Below are 15,171 nucleotides of genomic sequence, written 5' to 3'. Positions count from 1 at the left end.
GAGTCGTCATGCCGTGGTGTTCACTCCCGGCGCTGTGCTGCTCGTCGGCTGTCGGCCTGCGGCTCTTCGGTGCGCGAGCCGCTGTCGGGTGACGGTCACGATGTGTGGCAGGCCGATGCTGGCAACGAGGAGGATGCCGATGACGAGCGTCTGGCTTGTTCCGGGGATGTTTGCAAGCTGCATGCCTGTCTGGATCGTGGCGAGCAGCACGAGGGAGAGGAAGACACCGATCGCCCGGCCAGACCCTCCCTGAATGAGTACGCCCCCGAGGACCACCGCGGTCACGACGAACAGAATGCTGCCGTCCGCGTTGTCGCCGCGGGCCGATTGATACTGGCTTACCCAGACGAGGCCGGCGAGGCCGCTGAGAGCGCCTGCGAGCGAGAAGGCGATGACCTTTGCAGCGGTCACATTGATGCCCGCCATTCTGCTTGCCGCAGCCGAGCTGCCGATCGCGTAGCTCTCTCGACCGAATCGGGTCGTCGACATGAGCACGCCTGCGCCGATCGCGACAATCAGCGCGACGATCACGTTCATCGGCACGATGCCGACCCATGTGGATCCCAGCGCAAGGTAGTCGGGCCTGAAGCCGGTCATCCCGCTATCGCCCGCCATGATGTATGCGATGCCTCGGTACGCGCCCATCGTGCCGAGGGTGACTGCCAGTGATGGAAGGCCGGCCACGGCCACCAGAATGCCGTTCACGGCACCGAGGACGGCACAAGCGAGGACCACGATCGGCAGCGCGATGGCCAGCGGCATTCCCGCATGTGAGAACTCGCCGAGCATGACGCTGCCCACGGCGAGTGTGGAGGCAAGGGAGATGTCGATCTCTCCTTGCACGACAATCGGGAAGAGGCCGAATGCCATGAGGACGAAGATGACGAAGAACTCGGCCGAGTTGAGGAGAGTGACCCCGTCCAGAAAATAGGGCGAGAGCGTGCTCGACCACAGGAACGCCAAGACGATCAGGACGATGAGGATGAGTTCCCACCCGAATCGGCCGACGATGCTCTTCATGCTTTGACCTCCATGATGCTTCGCCGGGATGTCGCTCGGTGGACGTTGCGTTGGATGATGGCATCCATTCCGACCGCAGCGATGATGGCAACGCCTTGGATGATCAGCCGGTAGAACTCGTTGACGCCGAGGAGGACGAGGCCATTGTCGATGGTGGCAAGGACGATCGCCCCGAACGCGGCGCCTATGACGCTGCCGGTACCTCCCCAAATGCTCACGCCGCCGATCACGACCGCGGCCAGCACCTCCAGCTCTATGCCATTGGCGAGGAGCGAGTTGATATTGCCTACTTGCGCACCCAGCAGGAGCCCGGCAATCGCGGCGATCACGCCCGCACCTATGTACGCGCCGATCACAATGCCGGTGCTGTTCAACCCGTAGAACCTGGCCGCCTTCGGATTCGAGCCGTAGGCGTAGACCATACGGCCCCATGGCAGTCGAGCCAGCGCAATCGCAACGATCGCGACCAAGATTGCGGAGATCCAGACATATGCGGGCAAGCCGAGCCAGATCTGTGCGGCCAGCGACTTCGACCACGCGGGGAGTGTCCCACTGGTGACTTCTTTGGCATTCGCGTAGAACGAGACGAAACCTCGGTAGATCGACAGGGTGCCCAGAGTCGCAACGATCGACGGGATCTTCAGGAGGGTGACGAGTATGCCGTTGATCGAGCCGAGCACCGCACCGATGATCATCGCCATCAGCACCACCCACGGCTGAAGCGCTGTCACTTTTCCAGCGATGTCGAACACCACGTAGGCCGTCAGGCCCATGATCGACCCCACGGACAGATCGAGGTTGCCGGTGAGGACGACAAGAGTCTGCCCGAGTGCGGCTATGGCCAGGATGGCCCCGGTGAACAGGATGCTACGAGCGTTCGGCCATGTCAGAAACCGTGGGTCGAGGATGCTGAACACCACGAAGAGCAGTACGAGGAACGCGAAGACCCCGAGGAATCTCACACGCAGGGCACCCCCACCGAAGGACCGCTTGCGGGTGCGGTGGGCGATCATTGCGTCAGCGCTCACGCTGGCTCCTCCTTCGTGCGCGCGGCCGCGGCGAGGATCTTCTCCTGCGAGGCTTCCTGAATGTCGAAGTCCGCGACCAGGCGCCCACGGGCGATGACCAGGATGCGGTCGCTGACCGCCAGGACCTCAGGCATGTCAGACGAGATCATGAGGATCGCGAGCCGGCTCTTGCGAGCGAGGTCTCGCATCATGTCGTGCACCTGGGCCTTGGTGCCGACGTCGATGCCGTGTGTCGGCTCGTCAAGCAGAAGCACGCGAGGTTGCGTCGCCAGCCACCGGGCGAGGGCGACCTTCTGACGGTTGCCGCCCGACAAGGAACTGACGAGGTCCCCAATAGCACCCTTGATGCTCAGACCTTGGCGTTGTGTTGCCGCCAGCGCGCGCTCGCGCCGGCGGCTCATGAAGCCGAACCTGCTGAGGACGCGCAGACTCGGAAGGGCGATATTGGCCGAGATCGTCATCGACGCGATCACGCCCTCGATATCCCGGTCCTCCGGCAGGTACGCCACGCCGAGCTCCGCCATGTGCCCTGGTGACCGTGGGTTCACGACTTCTCCGTCGACCTCGACGCGACCGGCTGGGCGACTGCCTATGCCGAAGATCGATTGGGCGATCTCAGAGCGGCCCGAACCGACCAGACCCGCGACGCCCACAATCTCACCCTCGTGCACGTCGAAAGTGATGTCGTCGAACATTCCGGGGCTGCTCAACCCTGTGACTGACAGCCGGGGCGGCCCGAGCGACTCTTCGCGCGGTACGGCGTCGAGCGTGACGGATCGGCCGACCATCAGCTTGATCATCGTCGCGTAGTCGAGCTCTTCTGTCGGTGATGTCTGCACGTGCTGACCGTCCCGAAGCACCGTGACCGTGTCCGCCAGGAGGCTGATCTCTTCCATGCGGTGAGAGATCCAGACGATGGTGGTTCCTTCGTTTCGCAGCCTGTGGACGACGTCGTAGAGCTTGCTGGCCTCACCGGGCGTCAGTGCGCTTGTGGGCTCGTCGAGGATCAACAGGCGCAGATCAGAAGAGAGCGCCCGTGCGATCTCGACGTATTGCGACTCGGCAACGGTGAGATTCGCCACCAGCTCATCGACGTCGAGGTCGAAGCCGAGGTGGGCGAGGAGGGACTGCGCCCGCTCACGCATCTGCGCCGTGTTGACGATGCCGCCGCTGCGCGGGTACTGGCCGGTGAAGATGTTCTCCGCCACGGAAAGATGCGGGAAGAGGTTCGGGTCTTGGTAAACGGCAGCGAGCCCTCTGCCGCGCGCATCCAGCGGATTGCGGAAGCGGACAGGCTCTCCATCGAAGATGAGCTGGCCCGTGTCCGCCTCGAGAAGACCCGTGATGATAGCCACAAGGGTCGACTTGCCGGCGCCGTTCTCACCGACGAGTGCGTGGATCTGGCCGGGGGCGATGTCGAAGCTGACGTCACGCAAGGCGTGCACAGCTTCGAAGCTCTTGCTCACGCCTCGGATGCTCAACCGGGGCATGGTCGCCGTGCTCTTGTTGGATGGAGTGTCGGCCATCGACGCAACCTTGCCTTCCCTGGCGGCGTCCGACTCACCAGTGACTGGCTCACGGTGCCTCCACGATCACGCTGAATCTAACAAGCGTGAGAACGCACGTCAAACACATGATCGTACATTGAACATTTGCTCAGGCCGAGCGCCGCGGGGAGAGAGGGGTCGAGCTTTGGAGGGACTAGGAGGCCAGCGCGCGGGCGACGTCCTCGGTGGTGATGAGGGTGTGCAGGTAGCGGCCCATGAGTGCGCCACGGATCGCCGCGAGCTTGTCGATGCCGCCAGCGACGCCCACCACGTGTTTCATCGTCTGCAACTCGCGGATGGCCAGCCCGATCCTGATCTTCTGCAAGTCGACGGCCAGGACAGTGCCTGTTTCGTCATACCACTCGCCGAGAATGTCACCGACGGCGCCGCGCCGCTGGTAGTCGACGATCTGCTGTTCCGTGACGACGCCTGTGTGCAGGATCGTGGCGGTGGCAATGGCGCCACCGATCCCGATGAGGGCAGCGTCCGACGCCCTCGCCATGTCCAAGACGTTCGTCACTGCGCGTTCGTGACGCAGCGCCGAGGCGATGGCGGGGCTGGAAGCCAGCAACGGGGCCGGCACGAAACGGATGTAGTCCGAGATCCCGTTGTTGGTCGTGCCGCTCACCTTGGTCGTGTATGCGTCGATGCCGCCGGTGATTGTGGCGAATGTGACGCCGCTCAGTGATGAAGGGCTCAGCGCGAGCAACGTACGCAGCACAGTGTCACCCCACCCCACGCCGATCACAGCGCCAGGCCGGAGGAACCGACGCATGTATTGCGCTGCTTCGACCGCCAGCCTGCTGTTCGTCACCTCGGCAGAACTGTCCTCGCTCACCTGCGGCACGATCACAATGTCTCGGAGTTCGTACTTCTGGCGCAGTCCATCGATGAGTTCGAGCCCACCCACCCCGGTGGTGTCGATGTCGATGGTCACGATGCTCGCTTGTCTGGCGCGTTCGAGGAGTCGGGCCACTGTCGGGCGGGACACGTGCAACTGCTGAGCAATCTGCGCCTGTGTCAGGTTCTCGCGGTAATAGAGCCAGGCGACGCGTACGAGCTTTTGATGCTCGGTGTCGTTGTCCCGACGGGGTGGTTCCGCGTTGCGTTGGCCGGCGACGCCGTGGAATGTCATTGTTCCTCGCTCCTGCACATACGTTCAATAACTGAACGTATGTTACTCTCTCAGTCCATCCATGCGGAGGTGAGATGCCGACGTCAGTTCTGGTCATCGGGGACAGCTACATGCCAGTCGAGGTCATGCGGCCCGCGGTGGAAGCGCTCCGCCCGGAGATCGAGCCGACTTATGCCACTGTCGATCCCGTTGCTCGACCCTACTTGCCGCCGTTGCGTGAGTATCAGGGTGACCCCGCGGTCATCTCGACGTGGATCGCAGACCATTCGGCGATGGTCGTGCATGCGGCGCCGGTGACGCGGACTCTGCTTGAGCAACATCGGCAAATCCGACTCGTTGTATGCCTGCGTGGAGGTCCTGTCAACGTCGACCTGGATGCCGCTGCTGCGCTGGATGTGGCCGTGGTGAACACGCCGGCGAAGAATGCGCCTTCGGTCTGCGACCTCACGATCGCCTATCTGCATCTGCTGCTGCGTCGTGTGCCTCAGGCGAGCCAGTCGCTCGTGAAACTGGCGGAAGCGGGCGGGCGGCACCTCGACTCGACATTCATCGGCGGGCAATGGACGGGGAGAGAACCGCGCGGACTGACCATCGGCATCGTGGGATATGGGGCGATCGGCAGGCTGGTCGGACGGCAGGCGCGTCGGCTCGATATGAGGGTACTGGTGCACGATCCCTTTGTGACGGAGCACCCGACCGGCGTCGAAATGGTCGGCCTTGGTGAGCTGTCCGCCCGCAGCGATGTGATCACGCTGCACGCGAAGGCCACTCCAGAGACCACGAGGCTTGTGGACGCTCCATTCCTGGCATCCATGAAGCCCGGCGCGGTTCTGATCAACACCTCACGCGAGAGCCTGGTTGATGAGACGGCGCTGTTGGCCGCGCTGATGTCAGGCAGCCTCGCCGGCGCCGCGCTAGACGTATGCGAGCCGGACGGCGCGTGGCCGGAGCTCGCCATGCTGTCGAACGTGATCCTCTCGCCACATCTGGGCGGCGCGACCGCTCAGACGCAGCAACGCGGATTGCAGCTGGGGCTGAGCGAACTTATGCGGTTCGTCCGCGGCGAGCAACTTCAGCACAGGCTCGCCTGAGCGATCGCCTGACGTTCGTCAGGCGACCGAGCCACCGGATGCACGGCGCTTGGTCGTGCCCGTCGGGCTCACCGCGGTCTCGCTCGCCGTGGGGCACAGGGGCGCCTCGCGGTCGGTGATCGGGATCGGGGTCGTCTGTGCGATCTCGTCGCTGAACTCCTCGGGGGCCATCGCCGCCACGACGCTGATGGGTCGGGTCTCATCGATCGTCAACGCGAACCGGCGCTCTTCGCTGCGGTGCAGACGCCCCGAGGTGACCAGCCACACCGCGCCGATGACGCACGCGATGATGCCGGCGGCCGCACCCAGCTGGATCGCCGCGCGCGCGCCGAACGTGGTGGCCACCCATCCGGCGATCGGTGCGCCGATCGGGGTGGAACCCATGATCACCGCCATGTACAGTGCCAGCACCCGGCCGCGCAGGTGCGGCGCGGTGGTGGTCTGCACGTAGCCGTTCGCGGTGGTCAGCATCGAGACGGTGGAAAAGCCCACGAACACGATGACGGCGCCGTACATCCAGTACACCGGCATGGCCGACGAGACGAGCGAGGTGACGCCGAACCCGCCGGCGGCGACGATCACCACGCGCAGCCGGGCGCGATCGCGTCGGGCCGCCATGAGGGCACCTGCCAGCGAACCTATAGCCAGCATGGAGCTCAAGGCCCCGTAGCCGTCGGCCTTCAGGCCGAACTCCAGCGCCATCGTCGAGGCGAAGATGGCGAAGTTCATGCCGAACGCGCCGATGAGGAACACCATGACGAACAGCACGATCAGGTCGGGGCGCCCGGCGACGTAGCGGAAGCCGTCGGCCAGGCGCGAGGCATCCGTCGCCCTCACCCGCGGTTGCAGCTCGCTCTGCCGCATGATCGTCAACGCGAACAGCATGGCCAGGAATGTCGCGGCGTTGACGATGAACATCCAGCCGGTGCCCACCAGCACGATCATGACGCCGCCCACGGCGGGTCCGATCAGGCGTGCGGTGTTGAAGGATGCCGAGTTCAAGGCGACGGCGTTCGCCGCGTTCTCACGCGAGACGACATCCGAGACGAACGCCTGCCGGGCGGGGGAGTCGAAGGCGTTGGCCACGCCGAACAGGCCCGCGAACAGCCACATCATGGGCAGGGTCATCACGTGCGTGAGCAGCAGCACGCCGACGGTGATCGCGAGCAGGCCCAGCGCGGTCTGCGTGCACATGAGCAGCTTGCGTCTGTCGAAGTGGTCGGCGACCCATCCGGTGATGCTCACCAGCACCAGGGGCGGACCGAACTGCAGCGCCATCGTCACGCCCATCGCGGTGGCGTCGTTGTGCGTCAGCTCGGTGAGCACGACCCAGTCCTGTGCGGTGGACTGCATCCAGCCGCCGATGTTGGAGACCAGAGCGCCGATGAACCAGACGCGGTAGTTGAACAGGCCGAGCGAGCGGAACATCGACTTCATCGGGCGGCCATCTCGTGCATGATCTCGGCGGCTTTGGTCAGTGTGCGGCGTTGGGCGGGAGTGAGGCCCGCAACGACCGTGGCCAGCCACCGGTCGCGGCGGCGCACCGTCTCGCTGACGAGATCCCGCCCGGTGTCGGTGATCTGGATGTTGACCTTGCGTCGGTCGTCCTCGTCGGGGGTGCGGGTGAGCCACCCGCCCTCTTCGAGGCAGTTCACCGTGCGGTTCATCGAAGGCGCCGTCACCCGTTCACGCTCGGCGAGTTCGCCCAGCGTGTGGGGTCCGTGATGGCTGAGCGTGGCAAGCACCGCGAACTGCGCGTCGCTCATCGTGTCCAGGCCACGTTCGGAGCGCAGTCGCCTGCTCAGCCGGAAGGTGGCCATCCGCAGATCGCGGGCGGCCGCGGCATCCTCTGCGGGGACTTCGATGTCGGATGTCGTCGTCGCGACGGACGTGTCGGGTGCTCTGCGTTGTTCAGCCATGTAATTCTTTAGCCTACCTTATTAGTCTTGCTAAGTAAATATCGTGGGGGCAGGCGATAGGCTCTCGCCATGCCCGAGTTCACCGATGCACACGGCATTGCGATCGTCTACGACGTGCACCCCGCGCAGGGCGCGGCCCGCGGGGTCATCCAGCTCCTCCACGGCGTGGGCGAGCACGCCGGTCGCTACACGGCGCTGATCGACGTGTTGACCTCGGACGGCTTCACCGTCTATGCCGACGACCATCGCGGACACGGGCGCACCGGCATGCGGCAGCACGGCGGTGATGCCTCCCGGCTCGGACACCTCGGTCGCGGCGGACACGGGGCGGCCGTCGACGCGCTCTGGCAGTTCACGCAGCTGATCCGCGAGGAGAATCCGGGGCTGCCGCTGGTGGTGCTGGGACACTCGTGGGGGTCGTTCCTCGCGCAGATGCTGGTGAATCGGCACCCCGAGGCCTACGACGCGGTGATCCTGTCGGGGTCTGCGTTGCTCACTCCCACCGGACTGAATGCGGGAGATCTGAACGCCCGATGGAAGAAGGAGGATGCCACGGGCATGGCATGGCTGTCCTCCGACCCGCGCGTGGCCGAGGAGTTCATGGCCGATCCGTTGACGGTGTCGGTGCCGCTGCTGCGGCTGTTCGGCCCGTTCAACGCCGTGCAGCTGTACGGGCGGCCGCGCAAGGACCTCGGCCGTGACATTCCGCTGCTGCTGATCGTCGGTCGCGACGACCCGGTCGGAGGCCCCCGCAGCGTGCACCGGCTCGCCGACGCGTACCGCCAGCGCTCCGGACTGACCGACGTCACGACCCTCGTCTACCCCGATGCCCGCCATGAGCTGTTCAACGAGGTCATGCAGGCCGAGGTGCGTGCCGACGTGCTCGCCTGGCTGAACGCACGCTTCGCGGGCCGGGACTGACCCCCGCTTCGGCAGCGCGCCGGGTCAGCGCCCGCCCGGTCAGCGCGCCGGGTCAGCGCCCGCCGGGGTACGACGCGCGGCGCGATCCCCGCGACCGGGCGCCGCCGACCGTGGCGCCGATGGTCGGCTTGCCCGACGCGGTGCGCCCGGCCTGCGGTGCAGAGGAGTGAGCCTGTCCGCTCGAGCGCTGGTTGGCGGAGTGCTGGGTGCCAGGGCGCTGCGTGCCCGAGCGCTGCGTGCTCGAGCGCTGCGTGCCCGAACGGTCAGCGCCGTCGCGCTGGCCGCTCTGCTTCGCGGCATCTGCAGTGCGGGGTCGGCGCGGCTCACGTGTTGATGCGCTGGGAGCATCAACGCGTGAGTCTGCGCCGGTGCGCTGTCCGCGGCCGCCGCGACGGCCGCCGCCCTGCGCCGCGCCGGCTGCGCTGTGCGCGCCCCGACCGCCCGGGGCGGCCGAACCGCTCCGGCCGGCCGAACCGCCCCGGCCCGTCGAACCGCCCCGGCCCGACGAACCGCCCTTGCCCGACGACCCGCCCCGGGCGGGTGCGGCCACCGGCGGCGCCGGGGTCACGTAGGGTGCGGGCTCGCCGACGAGGATCGAGACGGCGGCATCCTGCGGCCTGACCGCCTCGAACGGCACGTTGAGCTTCGCCTTGCGCAGCAGGTCGTTCACGTCGCGACGCTGCTCGGGCAGGGTCACGGTGACCACAGTGCCCTCCTCCCCGGCACGGGCGGTGCGGCCCGAGCGGTGCAGGTACGCCTTGTGCTCGACCGGCGGGTCGACGTGCACGACCAGTTCGACGTGGTCCACGTGCACGCCGCGCGCTGCGACGTCGGTGGCCACCAGCACCCGTACGCCGCCGTCGACGGGGTCGGCGCCGAACGCGGCGAGGTTGCGCTCACGCGCGTTCTGCGACAGGTTGCCGTGCAGATCCACGGAGGGGATGCCCGCCGCTGTCAGCTGCTTGGCCAGCTTCTTGGCCTGGTGCTTCGTGCGCATGAACAGAATCCGCTTGCCCTGGCCCGACGCGAGGTGGCGCACGAGCGTGGCCTTGTCGTCGGGGTCCACGACGAACACGCGGTGGGTCAGCTGGCCCTGCGGGACGGATGACTCGTCCACCGAGTGCGTGACCGCGTCGTGCAGGAAGCGCTGGACGATCGTGTCGACGCCACGGTCCAGGGTGGCGCTGAACAGCATCCGCTGCCCGATGGCGGGGGTGGCGCCCATGATGCGCTTGACGCCGGGAAGGAACCCGAGGTCGGCCATGTGGTCCGCCTCGTCGAGCACCGTCACCGCGACGTCGCCGAGGTCGGCGACGCCCTGCTTCATGAGATCTTCGAGGCGTCCGGGGCACGCGACGACGATGTCGACGCCGCGCGCGAGCGCCTGCTCCTGCGGGCGCTGGCTCACACCGCCGAAGACGGTCGTGACGGTCAGGCCCACCGCATCGGCCAGGGGCGCCACGGTCGCGGCGATCTGCGAAGCCAGCTCGCGGGTCGGAGCGAGCACGAGCCCGCGCGGGCGGCGCGGGCGCGCCGACGTGCCGGTCAGGCGGGCGACCAGGGGGACGGCGAACGCGATCGTCTTGCCGCTGCCGGTCCGGCCGCGGCCGAGCACGTCACGGCCGGACAGAGAGTCCGGCAGCGTGTCGGTCTGGATGGGGAACGCTTCGGTCTTGCCGGATGCGGCAAGGACGTCGGCGAGCTTCTCGGGCACACCGAGAGAGAGGAAAGAAGACAAAGGGGTGCTTTCGGGCAAGGCGCGTGGAAATGCGCGAGATGGCGACGGCGCAGGTGTGCGCATCGGTTCGCCGTTCGAGAGAAACCGCGACGGGTTGAGGCCCGGTCGCAGGGAGCGTGTCGACGACGCAGCGGCAGGGCCGCAGCATCCACACTACCGGTCCGCGCCGCCTTAGGCTGAGAGCATGCACGGTGAGTACAAGGTCCCGGGCGGAAAGCTCGTCGTCGTCGACCTCGACGTACGCGACGGACGGATCGTCGATTTCCATCTGTCAGGGGACTTCTTCCTCGAACCCGACGACGCGCTGGCAGACATCGATGCCGCCGTCAACGCACTGCCCGACACCGCGGATGCGGTCACCATCGCCGCCGCGGTGCGCGCCGCGCTGCCCGAGGGCGCGCAGCTGCTGGGGTTCACCCCCGAATCCGTCGGCACCGCCGTGCGGCGCGCGCTGGTCACCGCGCCCGGGTGGCGCGACTTCGCGTGGGAGGTCGTGCACGACAAGCCGGTCTCGCCGCGCATGAACCTCGCCCTGGACGAAGTGCTCACCACCCGCGTGGGCGATGGCCGGCGCAACCCGACCTTGCGCATGTGGGAGTGGGATGAATCGGCCGTCGTGATCGGCTCGTTCCAATCGGTGCGCAACGAGGTCGACCCCGACGGTGCACGCAAGCACGGGTACGACATCGTGCGGCGCATCTCGGGCGGCGGCGCCATGATGATGGGCGCGAATTCCATCGTGACGTACTCGCTGTACGTACCCGCATCGCTCGTGGCCGGGATGACGTTCGCCGACTCGTACGCGTTCTTGGACGACTGGGTGCTGCAGGCGCTGCGCTCGCTCGGCATCGACGCCGTGTACCAGCCGCTGAACGACATCGCCGGCCCCAGTGGCAAGATCGGCGGCGCCGCGCAGAAGCGCCTGGCCAACGGCGGTGTGCTGCACCACGCGACCCTGAGTTACGACATGGACGGTCAGGTCATGACCGAGGTGCTGCGCATCGGCCGCGAGAAGCTGAGCGACAAGGGCACCGTGTCGGCGGCCAAGCGCGTGGATCCGCTGCGCAGCCAGACGGGCATGTCGCGCGAGGAGATCATCGAGCGATTCATCACGACGTTCACGGATCTGTACGGCGCGACCACCGGGCACATCACCGACGAGGAATATGCCGAGGCCGAGGCGCTGGTCGCCTCGAAGTTCGCCACCGACGCGTGGTTGAACCGCGTGCCGTGATCGGGCACCAGGCAGTGGATGCCGCTTCTTCCCCGCCGTCGCCGGTGGGAACCGTCCAGATCCACCACGGCGACAACCTCGAGGTCGCCCGCTCGCTGCCGGATGCGTCGTTCACGCTGATCTACCTGGACCCGCCGTTCAACACCGGGCGGGTGCGCACCCGGGTCGTCGAGACCGCCCTGGCCACGGCATCCGCGACTCCTGCCGCGGCCCCCGCCTCCGACGACGCCTCTGAGCCGGTCCGCCGGCACGGGTTCCACGGGCGCGAGTACGAGCGGCTGCGCGGAGACCTGCGCGCCTACGACGACCGGTTCGACGACTACTGGGCGTTCCTCGAGCCGCGGCTGCGCGAGGCGTGGCGGCTGCTGGCCGAGGACGGCACGCTGTATCTGCACCTCGACTTCCGCGAGGTGCACTACGCGAAAGTGCTGATGGACGCCCTGTTCGGCCGCGACCGGTTTCTCAACGAGATCGTGTGGGTCTACGACTACGGCGCGAAGAGCAGGCGTCGCTGGCCCACCAAGCACGAGACGATCCTGGTCTACGTGAAGGACCCCGGTCGCTACTGGTTCGACTCGTCGGCCGTCGATCGCGAGCCGTACATGGCCCCGGGACTGGTCACGCCCGAGAAGGCGGCGCGCGGCAAGCTCCCCACCGATGTGTGGTGGCATACGATCGTGCCGACCACGGGCCGGGAGAAGACCGGCTACCCGACGCAGAAGCCCGAGGGAGTGCTGCGCCGCATCGTGCAGGCCTCCAGCCGTGAGGGCGATCGCGTGCTCGACCTGTTCGCCGGCAGCGGCACGACCGGGGCGGTGGCCGCTGCCCTCGGCCGGCACGCCGTGCTGGTGGACGACAACGCCGACGCGATCGAGGTCATGCGCCGCAGGATGCCACAGGCCCGGCTGGCCGGGAAAAAGGAGTCACCATGACACAGCAGTCCGCCGACGCACCCCGCAGTCCCACCCCCGAGGAGGAGTACGTCGAGGTCGAGACCGCGGCAGGGCGTGTGCGCGGATGCCGCCGTCCCACCGCAGCCGGCGGCCGGTACCCGCGGTCGGTGGCCTTCCTGGGCATCCCGTTCGCCGAGGCGCCGGTGGGCGAGCTGCGGTTCGCGGCCCCGGTGCCCAAAGCGCCGTGGCAGGGAGTGCGCGACGCGCTCGCGTTCGGCCCGACCGCGCAGCGCGGCGACCCGGGGATCACACTCATCCCCGAGCCGAGCATCCCCGGGGACTCCACGCTCAACGTCAACGTGTTCACTCCCGATCCCGAGGCTGCAGGCCTGCCGGTGCTCGTGTGGATCCACGGCGGCGGCTACATCAGCGGTTCTCCGGCCAGCCCCTGGTACGACGGACGCGCATTCAACCGGGACGGCGTCGTGACCGTGTCGCTGTCGTATCGCGTGGGCTTCGACGGCTTCGGGTGGATCGAGGATGCCCCCTCCAACCGCGCCGTGCGCGACTGGCTGCTGGCGCTGGAGTGGGTGCAGCAGAACATCGCCGCGTTCGGGGGAGACCCGGACCGGGTGACCATCGCCGGGCAGTCGGCCGGCGGTGGGGCCGTCTTGACGCTGCTGGGCATGCCGGCCGCTCAGCACCTGTTCCACAGCGCTTACGCACTGTCGGGTGTGCTCGCCGACGTGTCCGCCGAGCGTTCCGAGGCGCTCGGGCGCGCCGTGGCCGAGGCGGGCTCCGTCGCACCCACACGGGCCGGGCTGTCGTCGCTGAGCGAGCTGCGTGTGCTCGAGCTGCAGAAGAACGCGACCGCGCTCGACCCCGGCCGCATGAGCTCGATCATCGACGACGGGCTGCCGCTGGGACCGGTCGTGGACGGTGACCTGCTGCCGCGCCCCACACGCGACTCGCTGCGCGCGGGTGTCGGTGCCGACAAGCCGCTCGTGCTCGGAACGACCGACGACGAGTTCACGATGGTGCTCGCGGAGGCGGGTGAGAAGCTGCGCTGGGTGCCGCGCGGGCTGCTGCTGCGCAAGCTGGGGCTGACGGGGACGGCACGCAAGGAGTACCTGGCCGCCAACGCCGATGTCGCGGCCAAGGGCAAGGCGCGCCTGGGCGGGCGCCTGGTCACCGACCGTCTGTTCCGGACCGCGGTGGTGCAGATCGCAGCGGCCCGGCGTGAGGCGGCAGGCGACATCGCCGATGCCGCACCCACGTGGGTGTATCGCTTCTCGTGGCCGTCGGGCCGCTTCGGCTTCGCAGAGCATTGCCTGGACGTGCCGTTCTTCTTCGACTGCCTGGACGGGCCGGCGATGGTCCCGCTGGCAGGCCCGAACCCGCCGCAGGCGCTCGCCGATGCCGTGCACGCGGCGGCTGTCGCGTTCGTGGTCGACGGCGATCCCGGCTGGCCGCCGACGGATGAGCGGGGCATCGCCCGGGTGTACGACACGACGGTGCACGACATGCCGGACGCCTACGCGTCGGTGCGGGCGTTGCTGTAGCCGGTGCAGCTGTTGCCGTCGCTGCGCCGGCTCAGGCGCCGGGGCCCCCGGCCATAGGCTGGCGTCATGCGATTCGGAACTTTTCTTCCTCAGGGCTGGCGCTTCGACCTGGTGGGCATCGACCCCGCCGATCATTGGGCCACGATGCGCTCACTCGCGCAGCGTGCCGACACCGGACCCTGGGAATCGCTGTGGGTGTACGACCACTTCCACACCACTCCGGTGCCCAGCGCCGAGGCCACGCACGAGGCATGGGCGCTGATGGCGGCGTTCGCGGCATCCACCTCACGGGTGCGCATCGGCCAGATGTGCACGTGCATCGGCTACCGCAACCCCGCCTACCTCGCGAAGGTCGCCGCCACGATCGACCACGTCTCGTCGGGGCGGCTGGAGATGGGCATCGGCGGCGGGTGGTACGAGCACGAGTGGCGCGCCTACGGCTATGGATTCCCCGAGATCCCGCAGCGGCTGCGCATGCTGCGGGAGGGAGTGGAGATCATGCACCAGGCGTGGACCACCGGCACCGCGACCCTCGACGGCCGTAAGTACCAGGTCGACGGCGCCATCATGCGCCCGCTTCCTCTCCAGCCCGGTGGCGTCCCGCTGTGGATCGCCGGAGACGGGTTGAAGGTGACCCTGAAGATCGCCGCGCAGTACGCGTCGTACACGAACTTCACCGGCACGCTCGAAGAGTTCACGCGCAAGGATGCCGCGCTGCGCGGGCACTGCGAGGCGCTCGGGCGCGATCAGGCCGAGATCGTGCGGTCGTCGAACTTCAACACGATCGTGGGTGCCACCGAGGCCGAAGCGCACGAGCGTCTTGCCGCGGTGAAGGCGCGGCTGCTGCCGCACCTCGGTCAGGAGCGCGCGGACCAGGTCGAGCAGGAGTACCTCGCCTCGGACGGCTTCGGCACGCCCGAGCAGGTCGTCGAGCGCCTGACCCGTCGTCGCGATCACGGGCTGGGGTACAGCATCCACTACTTCCCCGAGCTCGCGTACGACACCTCGGGTGTCGAGCTGTTCGAGCGGGAGGTCATCCCCGCGCTGTCGTGACCCGCGCTGTCGTGAGGGGCCATGCGGGGC

Annotated in this window: 13 protein-coding genes; 6 read left to right on the top strand and 7 right to left on the bottom strand. The window is 67.7% G+C overall.

Annotated elements, in window-relative coordinates:
* Positions 1-6: 6 nt before the first annotated feature.
* The 4 genes from QU603_RS13535 to QU603_RS13520 all read right to left on the bottom strand — a co-directional run bounded on the left by QU603_RS13535 (position 7) and on the right by QU603_RS13520 (position 4,730).
* Entirely contained in the window at positions 7-1,020 is a 1,014-nt protein-coding gene (locus QU603_RS13535; protein ID WP_308491896.1) for an ABC transporter permease, read from the bottom strand.
* The gene (locus QU603_RS13530; RefSeq protein ID WP_308491895.1) at positions 1,017-2,048 is read right to left on the bottom strand and encodes an ABC transporter permease; all 1,032 of its coding nucleotides are present in this window, start codon (positions 2,046-2,048) and stop codon (positions 1,017-1,019) included. The genes QU603_RS13535 and QU603_RS13530 overlap by 4 nt, the downstream gene beginning before the upstream one ends.
* Entirely contained in the window at positions 2,045-3,538 is a 1,494-nt protein-coding gene (locus QU603_RS13525) for a sugar ABC transporter ATP-binding protein (RefSeq protein ID WP_308494029.1), read from the bottom strand. Before QU603_RS13525 ends, QU603_RS13530 begins: the two co-directional genes overlap by 4 nt.
* Before the next feature lie 211 nt (positions 3,539-3,749).
* Complete coding sequence (locus tag QU603_RS13520; protein ID WP_308491894.1) at positions 3,750-4,730, bottom strand: sugar-binding transcriptional regulator; 981 nt, start codon at positions 4,728-4,730, stop codon at positions 3,750-3,752.
* Between the two features lie 74 nt (positions 4,731-4,804).
* On the opposite strand from QU603_RS13520, the gene QU603_RS13515 reads away from it, so the two are divergent.
* Positions 4,805-5,821: an NAD(P)-dependent oxidoreductase gene (locus tag QU603_RS13515; RefSeq protein ID WP_308491893.1), complete on the top strand. Its 1,017-nt coding sequence runs from the start codon at positions 4,805-4,807 to the stop codon at positions 5,819-5,821.
* 18 nt (positions 5,822-5,839) lie between these two features.
* Here QU603_RS13515 and QU603_RS13510 read toward each other — a convergent pair whose 3' ends face one another.
* Complete coding sequence (locus QU603_RS13510; RefSeq protein ID WP_308494028.1) at positions 5,840-7,249, bottom strand: MFS transporter; 1,410 nt, start codon at positions 7,247-7,249, stop codon at positions 5,840-5,842.
* Positions 7,250-7,254: 5 nt separating this feature from the next.
* Positions 7,255-7,740, bottom strand: coding sequence for a MarR family winged helix-turn-helix transcriptional regulator (locus QU603_RS13505; protein WP_370655310.1), 486 nt, complete (start codon positions 7,738-7,740; stop codon positions 7,255-7,257).
* Positions 7,741-7,809: 69 nt separating this feature from the next.
* On the opposite strand from QU603_RS13505, the gene QU603_RS13500 reads away from it, so the two are divergent.
* Positions 7,810-8,661 (top strand): alpha/beta hydrolase, encoded by an 852-nt coding sequence (locus QU603_RS13500; protein WP_308491892.1) that lies wholly within the window; start codon positions 7,810-7,812, stop codon positions 8,659-8,661.
* A gap of 52 nt (positions 8,662-8,713) precedes the next feature.
* Here the strand turns inward: QU603_RS13500 and QU603_RS13495 are convergent, their stop codons facing one another.
* Positions 8,714-10,399 carry a DEAD/DEAH box helicase gene (locus QU603_RS13495; protein WP_308491891.1) on the bottom strand — a complete coding sequence of 562 codons (1,686 nt, stop codon included), beginning with the start codon at positions 10,397-10,399 and terminating at the stop codon, positions 8,714-8,716.
* A gap of 184 nt (positions 10,400-10,583) precedes the next feature.
* On the opposite strand from QU603_RS13495, the gene lplAB reads away from it, so the two are divergent.
* The 4 genes from lplAB (at position 10,584) to QU603_RS13475 (ending at position 15,141) form a co-directional block, all read left to right on the top strand.
* Positions 10,584-11,633: a lipoate-protein ligase LplAB gene (lplAB, locus tag QU603_RS13490; protein ID WP_308491890.1), complete on the top strand. Its 1,050-nt coding sequence runs from the start codon at positions 10,584-10,586 to the stop codon at positions 11,631-11,633.
* A 14-nt stretch (positions 11,634-11,647) separates the two neighbouring features.
* Positions 11,648-12,565, top strand: coding sequence for a DNA-methyltransferase (locus QU603_RS13485; protein WP_308494026.1), 918 nt, complete (start codon positions 11,648-11,650; stop codon positions 12,563-12,565).
* Positions 12,562-14,088, top strand: coding sequence for a carboxylesterase/lipase family protein (locus QU603_RS13480; protein WP_308491889.1), 1,527 nt, complete (start codon positions 12,562-12,564; stop codon positions 14,086-14,088). Before QU603_RS13485 ends, QU603_RS13480 begins: the two co-directional genes overlap by 4 nt.
* A 66-nt stretch (positions 14,089-14,154) precedes the next feature.
* Entirely contained in the window at positions 14,155-15,141 is a 987-nt protein-coding gene (locus QU603_RS13475; RefSeq protein WP_308491888.1) for a TIGR03560 family F420-dependent LLM class oxidoreductase, read from the top strand.
* Positions 15,142-15,171 lie beyond the last annotated feature (30 nt).

The organism is Microbacterium terrisoli (assembly GCF_030866805.1).
Taxonomy (GTDB): domain Bacteria; phylum Actinomycetota; class Actinomycetes; order Actinomycetales; family Microbacteriaceae; genus Microbacterium; species Microbacterium terrisoli.
This window is presented reverse-complemented; position numbering and strand designations above follow the sequence as displayed.

What these genes read in the sequence shown, in the direction of transcription:
- QU603_RS13535 (WP_308491896.1), bottom strand. Translation starts at nt 1,020, where the DNA reads ATGAAGAGCATCGTCGGCCGATTCGGGTGGGAACTCATCCTCATCGTC.
- QU603_RS13525 (WP_308494029.1), bottom strand. Translation starts at nt 3,538, where the DNA reads ATGCCCCGGTTGAGCATCCGAGGCGTGAGCAAGAGCTTCGAAGCTGTG.
- QU603_RS13520 (WP_308491894.1), bottom strand. Translation starts at nt 4,730, where the DNA reads ATGACATTCCACGGCGTCGCCGGCCAACGCAACGCGGAACCACCCCGT.
- QU603_RS13515 (WP_308491893.1), top strand. Translation starts at nt 4,805, where the DNA reads ATGCCGACGTCAGTTCTGGTCATCGGGGACAGCTACATGCCAGTCGAG.
- QU603_RS13510 (WP_308494028.1), bottom strand. Translation starts at nt 7,249, where the DNA reads ATGTTCCGCTCGCTCGGCCTGTTCAACTACCGCGTCTGGTTCATCGGC.
- QU603_RS13505 (WP_370655310.1), bottom strand. Translation starts at nt 7,740, where the DNA reads ATGGCTGAACAACGCAGAGCACCCGACACGTCCGTCGCGACGACGACA.
- QU603_RS13500 (WP_308491892.1), top strand. Translation starts at nt 7,810, where the DNA reads ATGCCCGAGTTCACCGATGCACACGGCATTGCGATCGTCTACGACGTG.
- lplAB (WP_308491890.1), top strand. Translation starts at nt 10,584, where the DNA reads ATGCACGGTGAGTACAAGGTCCCGGGCGGAAAGCTCGTCGTCGTCGAC.
- QU603_RS13480 (WP_308491889.1), top strand. Translation starts at nt 12,562, where the DNA reads ATGACACAGCAGTCCGCCGACGCACCCCGCAGTCCCACCCCCGAGGAG.
- QU603_RS13475 (WP_308491888.1), top strand. Translation starts at nt 14,155, where the DNA reads ATGCGATTCGGAACTTTTCTTCCTCAGGGCTGGCGCTTCGACCTGGTG.